The organism is Dolichospermum sp. LEGE 00246, assembly GCF_015207865.1.
Taxonomy (GTDB): domain Bacteria; phylum Cyanobacteriota; class Cyanobacteriia; order Cyanobacteriales; family Nostocaceae; genus Dolichospermum; species Dolichospermum heterosporum.
This window is the reverse complement of sequence record NZ_JADEWA010000036.1, coordinates 1-21,870: the sequence shown is the minus strand read 5'-3', so window position 1 is coordinate 21,870 and position 21,870 is coordinate 1. Positions and strand designations below refer to the sequence as shown.

At 39.9% G+C, this 21,870-nt stretch carries 15 protein-coding genes and 1 pseudogene; 6 read left to right on the top strand and 10 right to left on the bottom strand.

The annotated features are described in order from the left end of the window. Positions 1-99 precede the first annotated feature (99 nt). The 4 genes and pseudogenes from IQ228_RS26400 to IQ228_RS04295 form a co-directional block, all read right to left on the bottom strand. Positions 100-2,304: pseudogene (locus IQ228_RS26400) on the bottom strand (LAGLIDADG family homing endonuclease); the annotation flags it as partial. Between the two features lie 330 nt (positions 2,305-2,634). After that, positions 2,635-5,052 (bottom strand): LAGLIDADG family homing endonuclease, encoded by a 2,418-nt coding sequence (locus IQ228_RS04305; RefSeq protein ID WP_228043687.1) that lies wholly within the window; start codon positions 5,050-5,052, stop codon positions 2,635-2,637. Positions 5,053-5,309: 257 nt separating this feature from the next. Then, entirely contained in the window at positions 5,310-5,666 is a 357-nt protein-coding gene (locus IQ228_RS04300; protein ID WP_027401776.1) for a hypothetical protein, read from the bottom strand. A gap of 16 nt (positions 5,667-5,682) precedes the next feature. Beyond that, positions 5,683-6,072: a hypothetical protein gene (locus IQ228_RS04295; RefSeq protein ID WP_027401777.1), complete on the bottom strand. Its 390-nt coding sequence runs from the start codon at positions 6,070-6,072 to the stop codon at positions 5,683-5,685. 192 nt (positions 6,073-6,264) lie between these two features. On the opposite strand from IQ228_RS04295, the gene IQ228_RS04290 reads away from it, so the two are divergent. Further along, positions 6,265-6,861, top strand: coding sequence for an Npun_F5749 family FMN-dependent PPOX-type flavoprotein (locus IQ228_RS04290; RefSeq protein WP_193962245.1), 597 nt, complete (start codon positions 6,265-6,267; stop codon positions 6,859-6,861). A 144-nt stretch (positions 6,862-7,005) separates the two neighbouring features. Here IQ228_RS04290 and IQ228_RS04285 read toward each other — a convergent pair whose 3' ends face one another. Next, positions 7,006-8,871, bottom strand: coding sequence for a tetratricopeptide repeat protein (locus tag IQ228_RS04285; protein ID WP_193962244.1), 1,866 nt, complete (start codon positions 8,869-8,871; stop codon positions 7,006-7,008). Between the two features lie 1,270 nt (positions 8,872-10,141). Here IQ228_RS04285 and IQ228_RS04280 point away from each other — a divergent pair. Together IQ228_RS04280 and IQ228_RS04275 are read left to right on the top strand one after the other, a co-directional pair. Further along, entirely contained in the window at positions 10,142-10,543 is a 402-nt protein-coding gene (locus tag IQ228_RS04280) for a hypothetical protein (RefSeq protein WP_193962243.1), read from the top strand. Next, positions 10,543-10,983 (top strand): HNH endonuclease, encoded by a 441-nt coding sequence (locus IQ228_RS04275; protein WP_193962242.1) that lies wholly within the window; start codon positions 10,543-10,545, stop codon positions 10,981-10,983. The genes IQ228_RS04280 and IQ228_RS04275 overlap by 1 nt, the downstream gene beginning before the upstream one ends. Positions 10,984-11,100: 117 nt before the next feature. On the opposite strand, the gene IQ228_RS26395 is transcribed toward IQ228_RS04275, so the two are convergent. After that, complete coding sequence (locus IQ228_RS26395) at positions 11,101-11,253, bottom strand: adenylate/guanylate cyclase domain-containing protein (protein ID WP_255549946.1); 153 nt, start codon at positions 11,251-11,253, stop codon at positions 11,101-11,103. A gap of 91 nt (positions 11,254-11,344) precedes the next feature. After that, entirely contained in the window at positions 11,345-11,473 is a 129-nt protein-coding gene (locus IQ228_RS27060; RefSeq protein WP_255549945.1) for a hypothetical protein, read from the bottom strand. A 626-nt stretch (positions 11,474-12,099) separates the two neighbouring features. Between IQ228_RS27060 and IQ228_RS04265 the strand changes: the two genes are divergently transcribed. Continuing rightward, positions 12,100-13,656 carry a DEAD/DEAH box helicase gene (locus tag IQ228_RS04265; RefSeq protein WP_027401780.1) on the top strand — a complete coding sequence of 519 codons (1,557 nt, stop codon included), beginning with the start codon at positions 12,100-12,102 and terminating at the stop codon, positions 13,654-13,656. After that, entirely contained in the window at positions 13,586-14,800 is a 1,215-nt protein-coding gene (locus IQ228_RS04260; RefSeq protein ID WP_193962241.1) for a DUF790 family protein, read from the top strand. Before IQ228_RS04265 ends, IQ228_RS04260 begins: the two co-directional genes overlap by 71 nt. A gap of 356 nt (positions 14,801-15,156) precedes the next feature. Here IQ228_RS04260 and IQ228_RS04255 read toward each other — a convergent pair whose 3' ends face one another. Then, the gene (locus tag IQ228_RS04255) at positions 15,157-16,815 is read right to left on the bottom strand and encodes a DUF3352 domain-containing protein (protein ID WP_190384161.1); all 1,659 of its coding nucleotides are present in this window, start codon (positions 16,813-16,815) and stop codon (positions 15,157-15,159) included. A 628-nt stretch (positions 16,816-17,443) separates the two neighbouring features. Between IQ228_RS04255 and IQ228_RS04250 the strand changes: the two genes are divergently transcribed. Beyond that, a complete protein-coding gene (locus IQ228_RS04250; RefSeq protein WP_193962240.1) occupies positions 17,444-20,023 on the top strand; it encodes a M1 family metallopeptidase in 2,580 nt (859 codons plus the stop codon). Between the two features lie 425 nt (positions 20,024-20,448). Here the strand turns inward: IQ228_RS04250 and IQ228_RS04245 are convergent, their stop codons facing one another. Further along, positions 20,449-21,192: a hypothetical protein gene (locus tag IQ228_RS04245; protein ID WP_193962239.1), complete on the bottom strand. Its 744-nt coding sequence runs from the start codon at positions 21,190-21,192 to the stop codon at positions 20,449-20,451. Then, a partial coding sequence (locus IQ228_RS04240; RefSeq protein WP_193962238.1) for an AAA family ATPase occupies positions 21,189-21,870 on the bottom strand: 682 nt, incomplete at its 5' end. The genes IQ228_RS04240 and IQ228_RS04245, both read right to left, overlap by 4 nt.

The window sequence follows — 21,870 nt, the reverse complement described above, 5'->3', positions numbered from 1 at the left end:
CCCCCAACCCCCTCCAATATCAAAAGTTTATTCTTTTCTCCCCCCCGTTGCGGGGGTGCGGGGAAGGGGCTTTGAGAAATGGGGTTACTCAAATGGATTTTATGATGTAGGTGGCTGTTCTGGGAACATACATTTATCTGAGTCACAACCACTAGGGCCTGCTTCTGATAATTCTCCTAAATCGTAACGACTTAGGACTCCACAGAAATCATCTGTTTTCCGTCGGGCTTTGACTTCTTTAGATAGGCTTTCATAAGTAGCTTTGTCTACAGGTTCAAAGGGGAGACGGGGGAAGGATTGCAAGTCATCAAATCGGGCTAATAAGGCAGCAGAAATATATCCTTCATCATTTTGAATGGCTTCATAGATGCGTGTTCCTAATAGTTCAACTTCCTCGGAACGGAGTTCTAGGGTTGCTGAGGTGTTATGGGTGACGTAATGACTTTGGACTTGCATGACAAAATCCAGTTGCGCTAAGACGGAAAACTGGGAAACTTCTATTTCATCAGCGCCGGGTAAATCAGCCCAAGATACAGCGACGGGGATTTCGACTAACCATTCTGTACACCGAGGATCAAAAGGATCATTGAGGAGGTTGCCGTTTTCGTCTTTGTCCGATTGGGAGGGGATGACGTTGTAACCATAGTCTATACAAGCTAGGGCTACGGGGTCATTTTTACGGAAGGTAATGCGCCGGATGAATCTTTGGGCTTTGGGGGGATGCCAACCGGGTGATGCTCCGGTTAAGAGGGATTTGGTATTGTGAGATTTCAGCGCTCCTTGCCAGTACCAAGAATCGTCATCATTTACACCTGCCACTGCAAAGTCATAGCTGTAATCAGGTATGGTTTCAAATTCGATAGCAGCCACTCGATAGGGACTAAAGGCAAATTGACGTTTTGGTGCAAATAAAGGACGTAAACCACACTTACGACTATGGGTATTGAGATAAGTCAGTGATTCTGGTTGAGATAGTATTCGGCTTAAAGACAAACCCCACATATTTTTAGTTTTCTGTAGGTTCTCTCCCTGGGTGTTATGGAAAATTGAGAAGCAGAGTCCGACGGCTTCACCCACTTGTTGTAAGTTGCGGATGAATGCTTCACTAGCGGAGTCAATTGATAATGATCCTTTCTCACGGACACAGCCATCTGTATCAATGAGACCACAGAAAAATGACAGGATTGTTTCTCGTGATGAACGACGGATTGCTTGGGGAATCCTGTCAAGATCAATACTATGAGATTTGTCTAGTTGATTGAGTTTCAGCCAATCAAACAGTTGTTTGCAAGCAAAAGTCAGTTCTCCTCGTGAGTTGTCATTGCGAGGATCGTAACTAACAGTTCCAGTTAGTCCAAACCACTTGGAGGAAATGGTTTGTAGTCGTTCTACTAGATCAAATTCTTGAGCATTAAAGGCAAAACGAATCCGATATTTGTTTTCACTGAAAGCACCGTCTCCAAACAAGCAACCCAAAAAGTAGCCAATTTCCGGGTTAAGGGTGGTAGGAGTAACAATATCTTTGGTTAAGATACCTCGGCTATGTCCTTCTGTTTCTTGACGGTAATCACGAGTGTATTGGTGAGGGTTAATACTCAAAAGTAGAGCATCTTCTTGTTTGCTGTATTCTCCAAGAGAATAGGTGATTTCCATTCCGATGGTTAGTTGGTCAGCACGTACCCAAGCATTATCTACGTTGAGACGATGGTTAGGAGTCATGCGTAAGACTCGACCATTATTTAAGGTGATTCGGACTAGGTTTAGAGGCTGATTGGCGATCGCTTTATCTGCTGCTATACCTTCACGAACACTTAGGTCTAATCCTTCTGTTTCACCACTTCCCGCATCTATAATTTCATCAGCGTAAAGCAAACCTTGATCAAATATCCGTAATGCTGTGCGGTCTAAACAACCAGCGGGCTGGACTGTGGTACAACGATTGGGGCGTTTGATTTGATGGCGATCGCAATATTCCCACACTACTTTATGAACGACATCTTTCCAGAAGTTGAGATATTTTTGTTCACCACGTTTAAAAATCAGTCCTTCAGGAGTTTCGGGTCTTCCTGCTTCCCACCACCGTAACCAATCTGTCCCAAAAGCATGAACAAAGAAATCAAATAATCCGGTGAAGGATACACCGACAATGGGATCTAATTCCCGGCTGTATTGATAGCGGGGTTCAAGGAATTGGTGATTTAACAGGGCAACGACGGAAAGCGCACCAGCGGTAAATGCCTCTTTTTGTTCTTTATAGTTTTCGGGGTCGAGTTGGTTTAAGTGTACCTCAGCCAAATTACAGTGGAAGTCAGCACCAATAATCTCCAGTTTTGTTACCCTAGAGGCTTTTTATCCTCTAGTTCTTGATTTTCGGGGTTGTTACAACTTGTGACAACTTAATTCAATCAAGCTCGGCGTACATTTTCGCTTTGTAGCGTCAGGCACTCTTGGGGGAGTTATCGCTTCCTTGTCGCTCATCCCCTACGCTCTACGGTGCTGGTGGTATCCAGTTACCTCGGTATTAGCAAGTAATCTTGTCATATAAGTTTGGAGAAAACTTACAAATTTATATAAAAGACGACTTTGTTCTCAGCTTTCACCGATTTTGCCTGATTTTTATACGTGAGGCAAGTATTATAAAATACCACACGGGTTTAATCCATATCTACCCAAACGATGTTCTACTTCATCAGTACCAACTTCAGGATAGTATTCTTGTATCCATTCTCTGGCTTTTCCTTGGTCGTAAGCTTGCAAAAAGTCTTTTTTGATTTCTGGTGTATTTAATAAATCAGCATTAGCTCTAGCAACTGCTTCACCAGCCCATTGAATTGCTCCTTCACCACTATAATACTGCTTTTGAACTGCTGCAATAGATTCTTCTAAGGTTGGTTTATGGTGAAAGACTCGGCTATGGTTCGCCATTCGCAAAGAATCACGCTCTGGATCTATCCGCCAGTTGCCTTCTGCGTCTTGTTGCCATAAGTTATCTTTGGCAGTTGCGCCTTGTTCATCTTCAGAAACGAATTGTCTCATCCCGGCACTGTTAGAAACTAAAATGCCTTCGCAGACAAATTCGTGAACAGTCGCAACTTCAATATCATAAGTAGGTGCAGAGCGTACATTTAGCTCTACACCTAAAACCTTGACTGGTACTAAATCAGTAGCTTCAGGAATATATTTTTTCAGGGTGGGGAGTATCATTTGTTGATGAATAGCACCCCAGTGATATTGAGTGGTGTTAATAATAGGGCGAACCATAGCTTTCGGGAAGCCGTGGTCTTTAAATGATTTGGGAGTCTGACGTTTCTGGCTAGAAAACTGAAGGGAATATTTTTCAAAGCAGTTTTCAACAGATTGATATGCTGCTGCACCAACTGTTACTAGTTCGCCTTCCCATTTGCCCGTTCGCTTGCGAATTGAACTACACATCCGGGTTGTAATTCCCAGGGATGCGTAAAGTGCTTGAATTTGCTGTAAAAATCGCTGGTGAACTGAAGCTACTAAAACTCCTTGAGAATGACACCCATCAGCGTCAGCAAGACCAGCTAAGTAAGCTTTACGAATGTCGGCTTTAGCCAACAGAATGCAATCAGGAATATTTAATGGCTGGAATGCTTGTTTGAATGACTTGAGATATTGATTTAAGGCTGATGAGTTAAATTGTAGCTCGTAGGCTTTGGTTCGGCACTGTTCGGGAGTCCGCAGTGTGTGAGTTTCTAAACCAAAGTCGCTCCCAACAGCAATTAAACGTTCCAAAATATTGGGGCTATCTTCATGAACTCGAAATCTAACTCTTGATCCATCAGAACTAACTGAACCATCACCATGCAAATAGCCGATGAAGTAAGCAACATCAGGAGTTAATGCAGGAACAGTAATTTTCTTGGTTTTACCTTCGACTTTACCCCGAAACTCAGGCAGTTCAGTGGGTGTACCGGGTATAGTCTGTGGCACGAATATCAAGCGATCGCCTGATTGCAAATCCTGAGCTTTAACCATTTTATAATTGCCGTACACATCCGTGAAAACGGCAACTTTGTGATCGGCTGTACATTCAAAGCTACCATCTTGAGTTTGAATTCGGCAGAGAGATTGTTCACCTTGAATAAAGAAGTTAGTAACAGGATAAAAACCCTTGCTGGTGAGAACGCGATCGCCTACACGCACCTTAGCAATGGGAACTAAGCCTGATTCTGTATGAACTAAGGCATCTTCAGGAAGACAGCGCCGAATATTGCCAGCAACTATTGTGACAGCAGCTTCATCAATTAATAAGCAGCATTCGACAGAATTTAATTGTCTGCCTATTGCCTTATTGAGAATAGAGGCGCAACGCTGATACAATCCGGGCAACTTCACAGGGTTAGCCATACCGCCAAAACCTTTGAGGGTTTCCCCAGATTGGCGGACATCGCTAATATCAACAATCACCTGAACGTCACCTGTAAAACGTTCATCCGTAGAAAGTTCTAACAGGGTTTGATAGGATTTTACCCAACCTTCCCGACTGTCTCCGACGTGGATAGTAGCGGTGTTAGCTTCTATATGGGTTTGTGTAAATTCACGCCGCTGTGCTGGGGGTGTGCTGCCAATTTCACCTTTAATGGTGATATTGAGGCGATTACGGATAGGGGGAAGTTGATTAATATATTGTGGTTCGATGATAGCACCTGTACCACAACCCATCATGGCTAAGTCCATCATCAACCCAAAAGCACTCCAGTCTACAAGGTTGGTAGATGTGCAGTTATAAGCACCGGAGAAGTTTTTGGGTTTGGTTAACCAATTTGTGCCACCAACCCACATCCAGCGCCCACTAGGGAGGGATTTCATGTTCCGCTGCATCTTGTCTAAAATGGCAGCTTCTTCACGGGTGAGTTTTCCCAGTTCTACTAAACCGCGTAAAGTGCGATCGCACACCTGATCCCATGTTTCTCTTAACCCTGCCTCTGTCCGACGGCTGTAGGTTCTAAAAAACACTGGATTGGCTGCTGGAGCAGATTCTGGAAAAGCTGCACCCTGACGTTGACGTTCAAGTTCTCGAACCATGATAAAGTATGATTGCTTATGGACAAACTATGACTATACGCCAAGTAGATTGAGGATTAAAGATTGAAAAATTTACCACTTTGCGCTATAGCTTAGTCTGTGTCAATTATAACTATATTTTTGTTTTTAGGTTAAGTATAATACCCTGACAGTGCATTATCAGGGTATTAGAATCTCAAAGTTTTACCTGTCAGTTTTCGTAGAATGGGCTATCTGTGTAATAGTGCTGTTTGTGTAATTTTTGCGTTGACTATTCATCAAGCAGAGACAGCCAGTAAAGATGCCAATTCACTTATATTATTTACAACTTGACGTAATTGCTCACTGAAATAGATAACTTCATAATTAGGTGCAAGTTCTTTTTGCAGTTGTTTCCACAAACTAATCCCTTCTTGTTCAAAAGCTGCTGCTGCTTCTGGACTCAAATCTGGTGAATTACCAGGATCTTGCCAATTTAATGTGGCATTATAAGCAATTGCCCATTTTCTCAAATGGTTAATGGTTTCTTGGCTGAGGGGCAGTTTTGCTGGGTCAATGTTACCAACTTTATCAGCATCTGCCCACCATAAAGGGTCGCACCCATAATCAGCCATTAGTTTAATTTTTATTGCCATAGCTACTACGGTGGAATTATGGTAATGAGGCTGGATTAGCTCCAACTATATAACCATTATCGCCTACTGTCACTGCTATATACTGCTTTTTTCCATTAAAATTTACTTCATAGATTTCTCTTCGAGGTTCTACTGTTCCTTGATAACCAAGAAATATTCCACTGATTACAGCAGCCATAACAACATCGGCAATTTCATCTTCAGAAATTCCCCGTTTGGCAAAGTCTTCTTGATGTTTCTCCAAAATGTGTAATAGTCCACTTCCTCTTTTACCAGGTTTTCCCTCTTCTAAAAATACGATTTTGCCATCAGCTTGTTTAGCAATCTTAACTATTTTTTCAGAGGTATGCTTAATGCCAAGTTTGACAAGTTCCGATATTAAGGCTGATTTTTCAGCACTATCCATTTTTTCTCCTTAAATTGGGGGTAGTCTCACGCAAAGGCGCAAAGACGCAAAGAACTGCCAATTTAGCGTTACGGATTTACTACTTTGCGCTATCTACCGATTTAATATCTCATAGTTAAATATGATTCATTTGCCAATTTGGCTGTTTTTTGCAATTGACCACTTTGCGCTATGTCTTGTAATGTGTAAATTATGACTATATTTAAAAAGCATCTTACACCTTGGCGAAGTCTGATTACCCGCGCCCTACATCAAAATCGTAGCCTCGTTTATGCCCGCTATGTACAACTGGCAACGGTGCGGGAAAATGGCTTTCCTGCTAATCGTACCGTCGTGTTTCGTGGCTTTCTAGACGATACCAATCAGCTAAAATTTATTACCGATATTCGTAGTGAAAAAGCTGAACAAATATCAAAACAACCCGCAGCGGAAGTTTGCTGGTATTTTCCCAACACCAGAGAACAATTTCGGATTACTGGAGAATTAATATTAGTAAGTGCTGATTCTCACCCCCATTTACAACCTGCGAGAATTAAAATGTGGCAAGAATTAAGTGATGCAGCTAGGTTACAATTTGCTTGGCCTATTCCGGGTGACATGAGAGTACAAACATCAGAAGCTTTTGCACCACCAGCACCAGACAATATTCAACCATTAGAAAATTTTTGTTTATTATTACTTGAACCAGTAAAAGTAGATCATTTACAATTGCGGGGTGAACCACAGAATAGATGGATTTATCATCGCCATGAACAACAAGAATGGTTGACAGAAGCAATAAACCCTTAAAAAAATCCTGCTGGGAAACCTTTAAGAAATTCTTAGGACTGATTGTTTTTGCCAAGCCTATCGAGAAACGAAAGTTCATTGATTAATTTTTTTTGTTGGGTTGCACTTTCGCTTAACCCAATCTACAATTTTATTAACATCAAATTAAATATCCTCTTGATATTTCACTAATAAACTAGGAATGTAATCATATCCATCAACGCCAATAATAGCAATCATATTCGGGCGATTTTGTTGCAGTAATAATTGAAATTTGTCTGTGGTAATTTGCCCTCTAATAATTGTCAATAAAGCAGCAGGTTGTCGCCATTCATCAGAGGCAATTTGCTCTAGAAGATACATTCCCAAACTACCAGAGTAAACTGCTTTCTCATAATTAGCCATAAGATAATTAGCTTCAGCTAAATATGCTAAATTTCTGCCTTGTAAATACAAATCGCCAGAAATTTGGGCAATTTTAAAGGCATTTTCTAAATATTTAATTGCCTGTGGATATTGTGCAGTAACTAAATAAGCAATTCCTAGACTACTAAAACATAAAGCTTGACTTTGTAAATCGTTTAATTTTTCTGCTAATTTTAAACCTTGTTCTAGATAGTTAATAGCAGATTCATAAACTTCAGGTTCACTAATTTCTGTTTGCTTGGCTTGCATAACTTCGCTATAACCTAGATTTACCAAAGCATTAGCTTCTCCAGTTTTGTCTCCTGTTTGTCTACTAAAAATTAATGCCCGTTGACTATAATTAATGGCTTCACCATAATTTTCTTGTTGTACATAAGTCCGACTTAGGTGATTGAGATTGGCAATTTCACAGGTTTTATCTCCGGCAGTTCTAGCTATTTCTAAGGCTTGTTGATGAAAATTAAGAGAGCGATCATATCTGCCTAAACCGCGCTGAGAATACCCCAATAATGTCAAAATCCGGGCTTTTTCTTGAGTACCTTCGGCAGAACGCAAGGGGGCATCTAAATAATCTAAAGCATCCCGTAAATAACTACCAGAAAATGAGGCAAAAATCCCACCGTAGAGAGGGAAATAAGGACGTTGGGCAAAGGTTCGCAAAATTTGCAGCATGATTTGGGATGCACCATTGCTATATATTATGGCTTGATTTTGAAAACCACTAGCTAATTGACTCCAAATTACGGCAAAGGTTAAAAATGTGGAAATAGATAATTTAGGACCTGCTTTAATATCATAAGCTTGTTGATAGCGAAGCGCTCCGTAGGAATCAAACCAATTAATTAACCCTCTTTGCAAAAGCTGTAAAACTATTGTTAATTCTACCCAGTTACTCAAACTAATTTGCTGTTGTTGTTGAGCAAATTCTATGGCTGATTGTTCTTTTGCGAGAATCTCAAAAAATGCTTGGGGAACTTCACTATTAACTACTTTAGCCCAACTTGCCCAAGGACTATTTTCTCCAGGTATACCACCAAATCCTAGAGAACTTTTGGGTTCATACATCCAATTTAGTAAATTTGCTTGAATTTTTTGCCAAGAGGTGACACCACGATTAATCCCGTCAGCAATTTGCTGAAAATCTTGATTAGCACCGGCAAATTGTTGTAAAGATTTGGCTAACTGTTGAAGTTGAGATAAATTTAAGGGATACTTCAAATTAGGATCAGTCGCTCGCAATAAAGCTGTTAATCGCTCATCTGCGGTAGCTGTGGTAATTTCCCGCATAGATAGGGATATCACTTCAGTGGCTTTATTTTGTTCTTGCCACCGTTGCCATTGAGTTTGGATGGTTTTAGCTGCGCGTAAACTCCGGGTAGCTTTGGCTTTTTTCAGTTCATCGGTTTCCGAGTCTACCTGAGATTGGATCGTATTGAGGCGATCGCTCAAAACTAATTCAAACACCTCCCCAGTCCCGGAAGTGATACCTTTGAGCAACATTTGATAAACCTGCTCTACAGAGCTAATTTTACCCTTGAGAGTGGTTTCGATAATATCGTTAATTAAAGCGAGATAATGCTCGCGCAATGGTAAAGGGTCTGACACTTTAGCTAATAGAGAACATCACAACAATTCTCATTGTAGCTGTTGCAGGTTGAGAGATTGAGGATTGACTGTGATTCAATTCCCGTTTGATGACTGAACGATAAGTAATTGGACAAAAATATTTACAGTCATTGCGAGCGAAGGGAAGCAATCACAACCCTGGCGATTGCTTCATTTCACTTCGTTTCATATGGCTAATGCCATGCAACGCTTACGTAATAACATTGTGTAATTAATTCTGTCTCACTACTTAGAATCTAAAATAATCACAATTTGGAATCTAAATTACAACAGCGATCGCGCACATTGACAAAATCTGGTAAATTTTGGATTATATAGGTAAGGCATTGGAAGTCTATTTGTGATGTTTGTACGGTCATGGGTATTGTATTCTATTGAAATTAGGCAATAAATTTTAGTTTAGAGCCAGATTTATAAGGAAGAACGCCGAAAACCCTTGAAAATGTGGGTGACTCAGGAAGCCACATTTGGGCTTTAGACAAGGGATGAAGGCTAGAGGCAGGATAAATCCTGCATTGATTTTAATCCATATTCGTGATACAACTAGATTGTCACTAAAGACATAAAAAGCTACCGAGGGACTCTCGGAAAGTTACGCTTGTCAGATATGATTTCGCCCGCCAGGGCCAACGAAATCAGGGCAAGAACCCAAATATTTAAGGCAGTGCCTGAAACTGGGATAACTGAGGGATATAGACTGAAACTCTCTATAGAATCTCCGCGTCTTTAGACCGGAGAGTGTCAAAATCTAAGCTATATATAAATGAGGTCAGATTGAGTGTCAGTAACCCAGCCCTAAAGGGACTGGGCTTGCAAGAGTAATCAAGCAAGCCGTACTGACCAGACCACCCTGAGTTTACTCTCATGGTAGCCGTTATTTGAGTCACGACACCCACCGAATGCGTTGCCCCTTCGGAGTTCAGCAGTCGCTCATGGGGGAAACCCCCAAGACCGCGCTGCTTCACTAGTTCCCTGCTCTGTCGCTTGTGATTAAACAGTTCTAAGGTCACTGGAACAGTGTTGCAATCTCAAGCAAGCTCTTATAACAGGTCGTTCGCGCAGCGTGCCGTAGGCATCAGCTAACATTACCCCAGAAATGGGAGTTGGTTTCCAGATTCCAATCAAAAATCTGGTTTCAATTTTAATATCCACAGCGGTTAAAACCGTGGTCAGTGAGCTTGTCGAACTGCTCGTGTCGTTTCCCTCTCAGGTCTAAAGACGCTGAGTTTCCCACTTACCGGGTATTCTTATGACTGCACCTACAGAAATTCGTCAAAGGGCAATTGCACTTCTGGAACAATTACCGGGAGAATCTTTAGTTAAAGCTGTTGAATTCTTAGAATCTCTTTCTCATCAAGCTTTACAGGTATCAGAAACAAAGACATATAAAACTAGAGAAACTGATTTAATTCAAATTATTCAACGGCGTTTGTCTGCTGAACAACAAGAGAGATTGAATTATTTGCGTCAGCAAAATGAAACTGAAGAAATTACAGAAACAGAGCATCAAGAGTTATTAATTTATGTTGAACTGATTGAAAAACAAGATGGGGAACGTGCAGAAGCATTAATTCAATTAGCTCAAATGCGTGGAGTTGATTTGCAACTTTTGATTAATGAGTTTTTGCCCACAAATATTAGTATTTTCTAATGTCAGAACGAGTTCCCGAATCAACTAGGAGTATTGTTGCTGCTCGTGCGGGTGGTTATTGTGAGTATTGTTATTGCTCGGAACAATTTGCCACACAAAGCTTTACTATTGAACATATAAAACCCCGACAAGCTGGTGGTGAAACAATTTTAGAAAATATTGCTTGGAGTTGTTTTGGGTGTAATAGTTATAAACATACTAAAACACAGGCAATTGATCCAGAAACGGGAGAAAAAATAGCATTGTATAATCCCAGGTTACAAATTTGGAGTGAGCATTTTCAATGGAGTGATGATTTTACACAGGTAATTGGTAAAACACCCTGTGGTCGAGCAACTGTTGAAGCTTTGCGTTTAAATCGTGCTGGTGTTGTGAATTTACGTCGTGTATTGTTTGGCGCAAATTTACATCCACCAGAGAAGGTAAAAGATGATAAGTAGTTTTCATTTTTCACGTTTGCGGTTTTCGATTTCAGCAATTGTCACTATTCATCTCTGAACTACTCTTTAAACAACTAATTAGAAGCACAAAAACTTTCACTCCTGACTTCTGCTGGATTATATCTTCCTTCCATGTAGTAAATAAGTCATCATTTCCCCTTTACCTTTAATTTTAATTAACCCCCGTTTTTCCACCAAATACTTATCTTTTAATATCTGATAGGTAGCTTCACAAATTTGGATATTATCAGCTATAGCGTGGGATTCCATCCTACTGGCTGTATTTACCGGATCACCCCACAAATCCTATGCAATTTTTTTAATCCAATCACTCATGCTACAACTGGTCTGGTACTAATACTCATGCGAATCGGAAAAGATGGGGTATTTTTTGATTAAACTTAAGTACAGATTTTTGCATATCCAATGCCATATTGGCGATCGCTAGGGCATGATCACTGCGATAATTAGATAAACCAGCGACAGCCATATAGCGAGCAGTATGCACTTGAGCGAGATACAGTCAGCTAATTGTAAAGCCTGTAGGGGCGCAGGGTCTGCGCCCTAGATTGTATTGCATCAAGGGCGATAACCGCTATATAAACATCACCGATGGTCTTAATTTTTTCTATACTGTCAGTAACCCAGCCCTAAAGGGACTGGGCTTGCAAGAGTAATCAAGCAAGCCGTACTGACCAGACCACCCTGAGTTTACTCTCATGGTAGCCGTTATTTGAGTCACGACACCCCGGAATGCGAAGCTAGTTCCCTGCTCTGTCGCTTGTGATTAAACAGTTCTAAGGTCACTGGAACAGTGTTGCAAGCCTAACAAGCTCTTATAACAGGTCGAAGCTAACATTACCCCAGAAATGGGAGTTGGTTTCCAGATTCCAATCAAAAATCTGGTTTCAATTTTAATATCCACAGCGGTTAAAACCGCTCGTGTCGTTTCCCTCTCAGGTCTAAAGACGCGCTCGTTTCCCACTTACCGGGTGTTCTTATGAATTTCGGCTAATTAGTATAACAAGTACCGAAGAACCGACATTGATATTAGTCATCATGCTCATTTTGCGTTATGAGTAGTTAAATCAGTGTCACCGGACTAAGAAAAAATAAATGGCTCGTCACCCGACATTAACTTTTGATCGTGGTACATTAATTTTACACCCACCACCACGAAGTAAAACATGGATAGACTATGCAACCTGGGATGATAGGGTAGAAAAATTCCGAATTCCCGCAATTAGATACCGTTCCTTAGTGGAAGCACTCCAAGCTGAAGGCACAGATTTTATTGATGAAGCCAAGGCTTTTTACCCCTTGGATTTGGTTGCTAGTTTAGAAATGACACCCTATCCCCACCAAAATGAGGCATTAGCGGCTTGGAAACGGTTAGGACGACAGGGAGTAGTTGTGTTACCTACGGCGGCGGGAAAGACTTATTTAGCGCAAATGGCGATGCAAGCCACACCACGCACGACATTAATTGTCGTCCCCACGTTGGATTTAATGCACCAGTGGTATGCTCACTTAGTAGCGGCTTTTCCTGATGCAGAAGTGGGTTTACTGGGGGGTGGTTCGCGGGATAGAACCGCGATTTTAGTTGCTACCTATGATAGTGCGGCTATTCATGCAGAAAGTTTGGGTAATAAATATGCGTTAATAATTTTTGATGAATGTCACCATTTACCTACAGACTTTAACAGAGTCATTGCCGAATATGCGATCGCACCCTATCGGTTAGGACTGTCCGCAACCCCAGAACGCACAGATGGAAAACACGCTGATTTAGATATCCTCATTGGTAAAGAAGTTTATCGCAAATGCGCTGAAGATTTAGCCGGAAAGGCTTTAGCTGCTCATGAAATTGTGCAAATTAAGGTTAAATTATCCCAATTAGAACGAGAAAAATATAATCAGTTAATTCAAACTCGCAATGATTTTTTAAAGCAATCAAAAATATCTTTAGGAAGTTTGCAAGGTTGGCAGATGTTTGTGCAAATGAGTGCGCGTTCTCAGGCTGGACGCAGAGCAATGTTATCACATCGTCAAGCCAAAGAAATCGCATTGGGAACAGATGGGAAAATCCGGGTACTTGTAGACCTATTAGCTACCCATTATCCCGAAAGAATTTTAATTTTTACCGCTGATAATGCCACAGTTTACCACATTTCTCAAAACTTATTAATTCCCGCAATTACTCATCAAACTCCAGTCAAAGAAAGACATGAAATTTTAACGAAATTTAAGGAAGGTGAATATAATACCTTAGTTGCTTCCAATGTTTTAAATGAAGGTGTTGATGTCCCCGCAGCCAGCATTGCCATTATCTTATCAGGAACAGGTTCAACCAGGGAATACATTCAACGTTTAGGGAGAATATTACGCAAAGGAAATTTAGCAAATAAACAAGCAATTCTCTATGAAGTTATCGCCGAAGACACCAGCGAAGAAGGAACTTCCGCCAGACGGAGAGGGGAAAATAACAATCAGGAAGAAAAGCCGCAAAAAGCAAATTTACAAGTTATTTATGGAACTGGAAAGAAAAGCGATTTAAAAGCAGCAGAACAATTAGAAATTAATTATTCCCCAGAAAAGAAAGATGTTACCAACAGACCTACTGATACACCGCCAAAACGGCGAAGAAATTATCCCAAAAAGACTGAAACTTGATCAAAAACATTTGAGTTTAGCGACTGAATTAATTAAGTTCTTTCAGGAAGCAGTCGGGAAAACTCAAGGATTACTAGAACGTCAATTAGCAGACTTTGAAGGAGATACCACAGATTACCGGATGAAACGAGGTTTAGCTTATATTCTCAAAAGTGGTTTTTGCACCTTTGAAATAGTTAGTCCCCTCGAACCACCCATGTTAAGAGCAAAAGTATTTGCATTAGCAGCAAAATCCGTTGCTAGTCAAGAATCGACTGATATGATTTTAAATAAAATTGCTGATAATTTAACTCAAGAACTTAATCAAGAAGTTTTACCTGCTCAAATCAAAAATGGACTTTATGCTGATTTATCGGAAAATAAAATACTAACCGCTTTTGATACTCCTAAACCAGAAGAAGTTTTACATCGTTATAATTTATCTCAAGTCCAGGGAATTTTCTATAAAGCTAGTCAATTAGTATTAAATGCTCATCGCAATGTTCCCGGAGAATATAAACTCTTATTTCGTTATTTAAAGCTATTTCAATTAATGGCTTATATTGAAGGTGATGCTGATCATGGTTTCACAATTAGTGTAGATGGACCGACAAGTTTATTTACTTCCAGCACCCGCTACGGTTTAGCCATAGCCAAACTAATTCCCGCCTTACTTCATGTTACCAAATGGAGTTTATCAGCGACCTTAAAAACCCGTGATTTTTACACAAACGAATGGAAAACCGGACGTTTCACCCTCAATTCAGAATGTGGCTTAGTTTCCCACTATCCTCCCGGCAAACCCTATGATAGTATGTTAGAGGAATCATTTGCCAGTAAATGGGATGCCTTAAAAAGTGGTTGGATATTAGAACGAGAAGTAGATTTAATTCCCATTCCTGGTAGTGTGATGATTCCCGATTTTCGGCTAGTTCATCCAGACGGAAGAGTATTTATATTAGAAATTGTTGGTTATTGGCGACCAGAATATTTACAAAAGAAATTTGCTCAAGTTAGAAAGGCTAATTGTGATAACTTAATTTTAGCAATTTCCGAAAGATTGAACCTAGAAAAAGCCGGAATCAAACTAGATAACGTACCCGCCAGAATAATTTGGTTCAAAGAAAAACTCTTACCAAAATCCGTATTAGCCGTCATGGAATAATCACAATTTTATATCAAACTGTACAGAATCATCAAATCCATTAATTCATCCGTTCCTATCTGCGTTTATCTGCGTTTATCTGCGTTCAATTATTCTAGAAATCTTGGCGTTGCTGAATAAGGGTATGAATTTTAGTCTCACGCAAAGGCGCAAAGACGCAAAGGTAAGAGTTTTAAAGATTCAATTTGGGAATTTCATACCTCAATTCAGCAACGCCATTTTCACCAGATGTCTAATGAATAAGGTGCGTCAGATAGAAGATATCTGTTTTTTTATCAAATTATCGGGACTGACGCACCCTACAAACTACTCTCTGCGCCTCTGCGCCTCTGCGTGAAAAAAAATCATAAAGGATATTACTTCCCCTTACCAGATTTAAGAGATAACAACATCTCCATTTGAGTCATGGATTTACTAGGACTATTAACAGTCACACCAACACCACGAATAGAATCAAGAATAGCGGTAGCGTCCGCAGGTAAAGGTTGACTTTGAGCGGATACACGCTGAATTATGGTTTTGGTTTTGTCCATATCTAAATAGAAATAACCACCGTTGGGTTTTTGTAAAGAACCTGTAACAGTTTTAAAGGTATCACTTTGATCAAGTGCTGCACCTTTGCGATTTGCTAGTGTTTCCGCAACGGGTCCACCAATAGCCACAAATGCTGTATTATCATTGAGCCAACCATGTGCCACGAGAGCGCCTTGTTGGGGGATTTGCCATTCTGTGACATTTTTACCACCAATGTTTCTTTGAGCGACATTGAGAGATTGCTGTTTGGCTAAATTATCGAGTTTGGTGAAGGTAGCTTCGGCAGTTTTGCGATCGCTCGTATCTAATACTAACGCACCTCCAAAACCCACATTAGCTAATAAACCTTGATTAGATTGAATTGCACCTAAACCAAACTCACCATTCATCCAGCCAAAAATATCTTTATCTAAATCAATTTGCAGAGCTTTTAGTTGAGTCCGCGCTTGTTGAATTCCTTGATTTAATTCGGGATAATCTTTAGATTGTTCCACAAAAGTTTCCCAGCTTTTACTAATACCTTGTCCACTAGTTAAAGCCAAAGTTTCACTAGGAAATTGTCCCACAATCTTGGCGGGAGTAGCTTGATATTGGAATTTATTTAGTTGGGGATCTAAATTCACAATTGCTTTTAATCGCAAGCCGTCATCATCTATTCCCACCCCTGCTGTTAATGATTTCACTTGCTTAATTTGTGCCAGAGTTTGTGGGGGTAATTGTTTAGATTGAGGATTAAATGCCGTTAATTGTTGGATCATATTGGCATAGTCAGGGACATAAATTTGCGCCAAACCATTCTTAACATCCACACCTTTGCTCAGAATATCATTTGCACCTTCTTTAGTGACAAAAGAAGGTTCGCCTTTATAGGTATCAATCGCTTTTTCTACAGCTTGTTTATTGGATGTTAAAAGCAAATAGTCATTATTCACAACCGTTACATAAGTCGGTTGACCTTGACCTGTAGATTCGATAATTTTTTGACCTTTGTAGTCAGATTCCTGAATTTTGACGTTTTTTTTGTCTTTCAACTTATTTGCAAATTTCAAAGCAGCTATTTTATCTTTAATCCCGACCACCAACAAATAATTTGGTGCTTCGGATGCGCGAAAGTTGTCCTGAGATACTTTCTTTGCATCTGGTGGTAGTACCGCAATCATCATTCCACCAACCCAAGGTTTAATATCTGCTTCGTAGGATATCTTACTATCATTCAACATTTGTTGATTGAAGTTCTGGAACTCTTTACCTAGTAATTTCCGCGCTTCCGGTGTACCAAACTGCTGCAACTTATTCCAAGATTCAGGATTAGTGTCAATATAAGTTGCCATTAATGCAGTTGCAGGTACTAATTTAGCACTACCTAAAGGGCTAGAACTATTCGTACCACCCTTGAGGTACATATAAGCTGCTATGCCCCCTGCTATAATTACAGCAGTACCAATTACAGGGATTAAGAACGATGGTTTTTTTGCAGACACTGGTAAATACTCCTTATTGGTGTAAATGATATAACAGATTCAATGAAATGCTCATTGGTGGTTGGGGAAATTTATCTAGGCAAAAATTCATTAAAAGAACTATATTTTGAGGATTTTGTCAGTTTCGTTGATATCAGTGGATATTGCACATTGAGTATAAAAAGGTTGGGCATACTCGACTCCTAGATACAGTTTACAATTAAGTGCTGAAAAAACTTAATGCTCATGAATTCTGATGTTTGAATTCTTTTTTATCGCTAATTTCCGCTATTTTCACGGTATTTACTGATATAATCGGAAATCTATGATATTTTATTCCTTTGAAAACAATAGTCAATTTGTCACCTCCCAGTTATTCTAAAACTATATGGAAAATTAGTAGTATTTGTAATCAATAATTATGGATCACGGATGAATACCCTCTGGAACAGAGGCAGAGAAGAGTTACATACTTAAGTTCTTAAGTGTGACAACAGTAGATAAATCAGCTTTGTCAATCTGTAGATTCAGATAGTGCCGACGTTACCAGAATCAAACAGGCAAAAAATGTCATACTACGCTACACTTCCGTATTTGTATGACTTACACCCCATTAAATGTTTTAGGATTAGAAGGCTAGAAATAATAAATGTTGCAGTTTTATTTTGATACTGAAAAAACAGGACACAAGCGTTTTGAATTACCGGGGGCAAAACCACACTATAACCCTGACCGACCTGGACAGGTAGAACATATTTTTCTGGATCTGAATTTGGATATCCCGAACCAAAGTTGCTACGGAAGTTGTAGTATTCGCCTATTGCCAGTGCGGAATGGGATTGATAGGTTGACTTTGGATGCTGTCAATTTGAAAATTGAGTCAGTACAGGTAAACGAAGTTACACAAAAGTTTGAATATGATGGCGAACAGCTTTGTATTTACCTATCACAGCCTACAGAAATTGGTCATCGTTTGTTAATTGCGATCGCCTACGCCGCCGAAAAACCCCAACGGGGTATTTACTTTATCCAACCAGACAAACACTACCCCCACAAACCCACCCAAGTCTGGACACAAGGAGAAGACGAAGATTCTCGCTATTGGTTTCCTTGTTTCGACTACCCTGGACAGTTATCAACATCAGAAATTCGCGTCCGCATTCCTCAACCCTTAGTTGCTATCTCCAATGGTGAACTCATTGACACCGTAGAAGAGGCAAAATACACAACCTACCATTGGTCCCAACAACAAATTCATCCTACCTATTTGATGACACTGGCAGTAGGCGATTTTGCCGAAATTCGGGACGAGTGGCATGGTAAAGCTGTTACCTATTACGTCGAAAAGGGACGAGAAGCAGATGCTAAACGCAGCATGGGCAAAACTCCCCAAATGATCGAATTTTTGAGCGAAAAGTATGGTTATCCCTACGCTTTCCCCAAATATGCCCAGGTTTGTGTAGATGATTTTATTTTTGGAGGGATGGAAAACACATCCACGACTCTCCTCACTGACCGTTGTTTACTAGATGAACGGGCAATATTAGATAATCGCAATACCGAAAGTTTGGTTGTCCATGAACTCGCCCACCAATGGTTTGGAGATTTGGTGGTGATTAAACATTGGTCTCATGCTTGGATTAAGGAAGGGATGGCTTCCTATTCGGAGGTAATGTGGACCCAACGGGAATATGGCGACCAAGAAGCTGCATATTATCGGTTGTCGGAAGCGCGGAGTTATTTTAGTGAAGATAGCAGTCGTTACCGTAGACCAATGGTAACTCATGTTTATCGGGAAGCGATCGAACTTTACGATCGCCACATTTATGAAAAAGGATCTTGTGTTTATCACATGATTCGCGCAGAATTGGGCGATGAGTTATTTTGGCAAGCTGTGCAAACTTTTGTTCAAGATAACGCCCACCAAACTGTAGAAACGATAGACTTATTAAGAGCGATTGAAAAAGCCACAGGACGCAATTTAGCTTTCCTGTTTGATCAATATGTCTATCGTGGTGGTCATCCTGACTTTAAAGTAGCTTATGCCTGGGATGGTGACGCAAATTTAGCGAAGGTGACTGTCACCCAAACCCAAGCTGAAGCCGATAGTAAGGATTTATTTAATCTGAGAATTCCCATTGGTTTTGGATATAAAGAAAATCCCCAACTCACAACTTTTACAGTTCGAGTCCATGAAAAAGAACAAAGTTTTTACTTTCCCTTAACACAAAAGCCTGATTTTATTAGCTTTGATGTTGGTAATAATTATCTCAAAACTGTCACTTTAGAATACCCAATTTCCGAATTAAAAGCCCAGTTAGAATTTGATCCTCATCCTATTTCCCGCATTTATGCAGCGGCAGCTTTAGCGAAAAAAGGCGGATTAGAAGCGACTCTTGCCCTATCCTCAGCTTTGAAAAATGATCCTTTTTGGGGTGTACGGATCGAAGTTGCCAAAGAACTGGCAGAAATTCAGTTGGATCAAGCTTTTGATGGTTTAGTCGCTGGATTAAATGATCCTAGTCCCTTTGTGCGGCGGGCGGTAATTAGTTCTTTGTCACAAATTAAAACTCATAATAGCTACAAGGCTGTGAAAAGTTTTGTCCAACATGGCGATGCCAGCTACTATGTAGAAGCTGCGGCTTGTCAAACTATTGCGGCGATCGCAGCAGCGCATTTAGAAGATAAACCCCATGAAGACAAAGTAATCAAGTTACTCAAATCTGTGTTAGAAGAAAGGGCTGGTTGGAATGAAGTTGTCCGCAGTGGGGCGATCGCTGGTTTAGCTGAATTCAAGTCTTCAGAAACGGCTTTAAATTTACTACTGGAATACACAAAATCTGGAATACCGCAACCATTACGCCTGTCCGCAATTCGCGCAGTGGGCAAAATATCCACTGGTCAAACTCCTGCTAATATAGAACGGATTTTAGATCGGTTAGCGGAAATTGCCAGAGAGACTTTCTTTTTAACCCAGGTAGCCGTTTTAACAGCCTTGGGACAAATGGAAACTCCAAAAGCCATTGGTATTTTGCAATCTTTAGCCAATCAAACCGCAGATGGGCGAGTCCGTCGTTATGCTGAAGAAGAAGTTAGCAAGGTGCAAAAGAATATCGGCACAGACAAAACCCTGAAGCAGTTACGTGAGGAACTTGATCAAATCAAACAGCAAAATCAGGAATTGAAAAGCCGTTTGGAAAATCTGGAAGCCAAATCAAAGCAAGTATGATTTACGCGCTGTAGCTAGTGAGGTGAGGGTAAAGCAAAAGCTTATTGGTGTCAACTTAACGTAAAACATCTATCCCGCAAAGAACTCAACTTACCTCATTCCCAGTCTCTGACTGGGAATGAATTCTAGAAGGCTCTGCCTTCAATGATATTAGAGGCAGAGCCTCATCAACTGCATTCCTAGTCAGAGACTAGGAACGAGATGTGGTAGGGATTTGAGCTTAAGTTGACACCTATGAAGCTCTTGCTTTACCCCTACACAATAACCCAAGTATTAGGAAACAAATTGATAAAATTTTTAACTGTATACAGTCAATATTTGTTGGACTGTTAAGTAAATTGGCGTTAAAAATTGTCGTTATGCCAAGGGAACAGGGAACAGATTTAAAATCTCTATTTTATTGAAGTAAGGTAAGCTATTACAAATTAGTTAAGAATTGGTATAACTGCTTTTGTCGCTACTAGTAAAGATTGTGTAAAAGCAGCATATCCCTGTGGACAGCCAGTTTTGATTATTGCCAAATCAATCTGTTTACCTAAGTTCCAGCGAATTTGTAGCGATCGCTGATTGCTAGTATCTTCAGATAGATACATTGATTGGGAAATTGTATTCTCCAAAATATCTTTTGTATTGTCTAAATCCTCTAAATTTTCCAGAGGTGGCAATTCTACGCCTAAAATAGTTGAAACAGTTTGGGTATCAGCAAGTAACCAAGTCTCAAAATTTCTAATTGCTAAACCTCCAGCAGAGCGATCGCTAATAACTTCCTCGTTAATATCTAAATGATTATCACGAATTTTATTTAAAGCTCGTTCTAAATCAATTTGTCTTTGTTCTAATTTATCATCAGCATCAACCACAATGAGGATCATGTCTACATCCTCTAGTTTCCACAAAATAACAATTTGCGCTAGATATTTTGGATCTAAAATAGAGTGTCCCGTTCGTAAAGTAAGTTTTTGACTTTCTTTAATTGATGGATGTCTTTGGATAAAATCACAATCAGGAAATCCAGCATTTTCAAGTTCTCGTCTAATTAAAGTATGGAGTGCGCCTTCATTGTTTCTTTCAATAACTTTCCCCCCATCTTCTGGTTTAATGTAAGGAATACTTGCACCCAATTCTGCTTCCCCTTCAGCAATTAGCCCAATCCGAATCCGACGACTCATTCTGGATTTCCTCCAAACACATTTGTAAACCAAAGTTCACCTAATGCTCCATCATAAGCTTCTAAAGCTTTTTGAAATCGGACAGAATCTATAGGTAATTTATGAACTTGAGTTTTACCTTCTTTATCTAATTCAACAGCACGCACTTGATGGGGTTCAACGTAATTTAAAAGAACAGGAGAATGAGTTGTAATTAAAACCTGCACAGGTTTACCAGTTATTCCTTCGGTGGAAACAATTTTTAGCAACTCCATCATTTTATGCAGTAGCCAAGGATGAACTCCATTTTCTATTTCTTCAAAACAAATAATACTTGGAGTATTTTCTTGATACAGCGCAGTTAAAAAACCCAAAATTCTCAATGTTCCATCTGATATGTCAGATGCAGGGATATGGTGTTCTGAATATCTATCAACTAACTCGATTGAAAAAGTTTGATTCTCACCGCGAGGTAATGCAATACTTTTTATATGAGGAACAAGCTGGGTTAAACGATACTGTAATTCATCAAACCTGTCACGATTCGTCAGCAAAATATCGAGTAAAGTATTTGCAATTCCTTGTCCCGTTCTATCCATACTACCACTTGATGAGATTTTACTAGACAAGTAAGTTGGCGCAAAATCGTAAACATTAACTTTTCTTATAGCTTTAAAAAGAGAAGAATTTGAATATTGA

Coding starts and splice junctions, on each gene's coding strand:
- IQ228_RS04280 (WP_193962243.1), top strand. CDS start 10,142: ATGACTGCACCTACAGAAATTCGTCAAAGGGCAATTGCACTTCTGGAA.
- IQ228_RS27060 (WP_255549945.1), bottom strand. CDS start 11,473: ATGGCTGTCGCTGGTTTATCTAATTATCGCAGTGATCATGCCCTAGCG.
- IQ228_RS04295 (WP_027401777.1), bottom strand. CDS start 6,072: ATGGATAGTGCTGAAAAATCAGCCTTAATATCGGAACTTGTCAAACTT.
- IQ228_RS04305 (WP_228043687.1), bottom strand. CDS start 5,052: ATGGTTCGAGAACTTGAACGTCAACGTCAGGGTGCAGCTTTTCCAGAA.
- IQ228_RS04265 (WP_027401780.1), top strand. CDS start 12,100: ATGGCTCGTCACCCGACATTAACTTTTGATCGTGGTACATTAATTTTA.
- IQ228_RS04250 (WP_193962240.1), top strand. CDS start 17,444: ATGTTGCAGTTTTATTTTGATACTGAAAAAACAGGACACAAGCGTTTT.
- IQ228_RS04260 (WP_193962241.1), top strand. CDS start 13,586: ATGTTACCAACAGACCTACTGATACACCGCCAAAACGGCGAAGAAATT.
- IQ228_RS04300 (WP_027401776.1), bottom strand. CDS start 5,666: ATGGCAATAAAAATTAAACTAATGGCTGATTATGGGTGCGACCCTTTA.
- IQ228_RS26395 (WP_255549946.1), bottom strand. CDS start 11,253: ATGGAATCCCACGCTATAGCTGATAATATCCAAATTTGTGAAGCTACC.
- IQ228_RS04275 (WP_193962242.1), top strand. CDS start 10,543: ATGTCAGAACGAGTTCCCGAATCAACTAGGAGTATTGTTGCTGCTCGT.
- IQ228_RS04290 (WP_193962245.1), top strand. CDS start 6,265: ATGACTATATTTAAAAAGCATCTTACACCTTGGCGAAGTCTGATTACC.
- IQ228_RS04245 (WP_193962239.1), bottom strand. CDS start 21,192: ATGAGTCGTCGGATTCGGATTGGGCTAATTGCTGAAGGGGAAGCAGAA.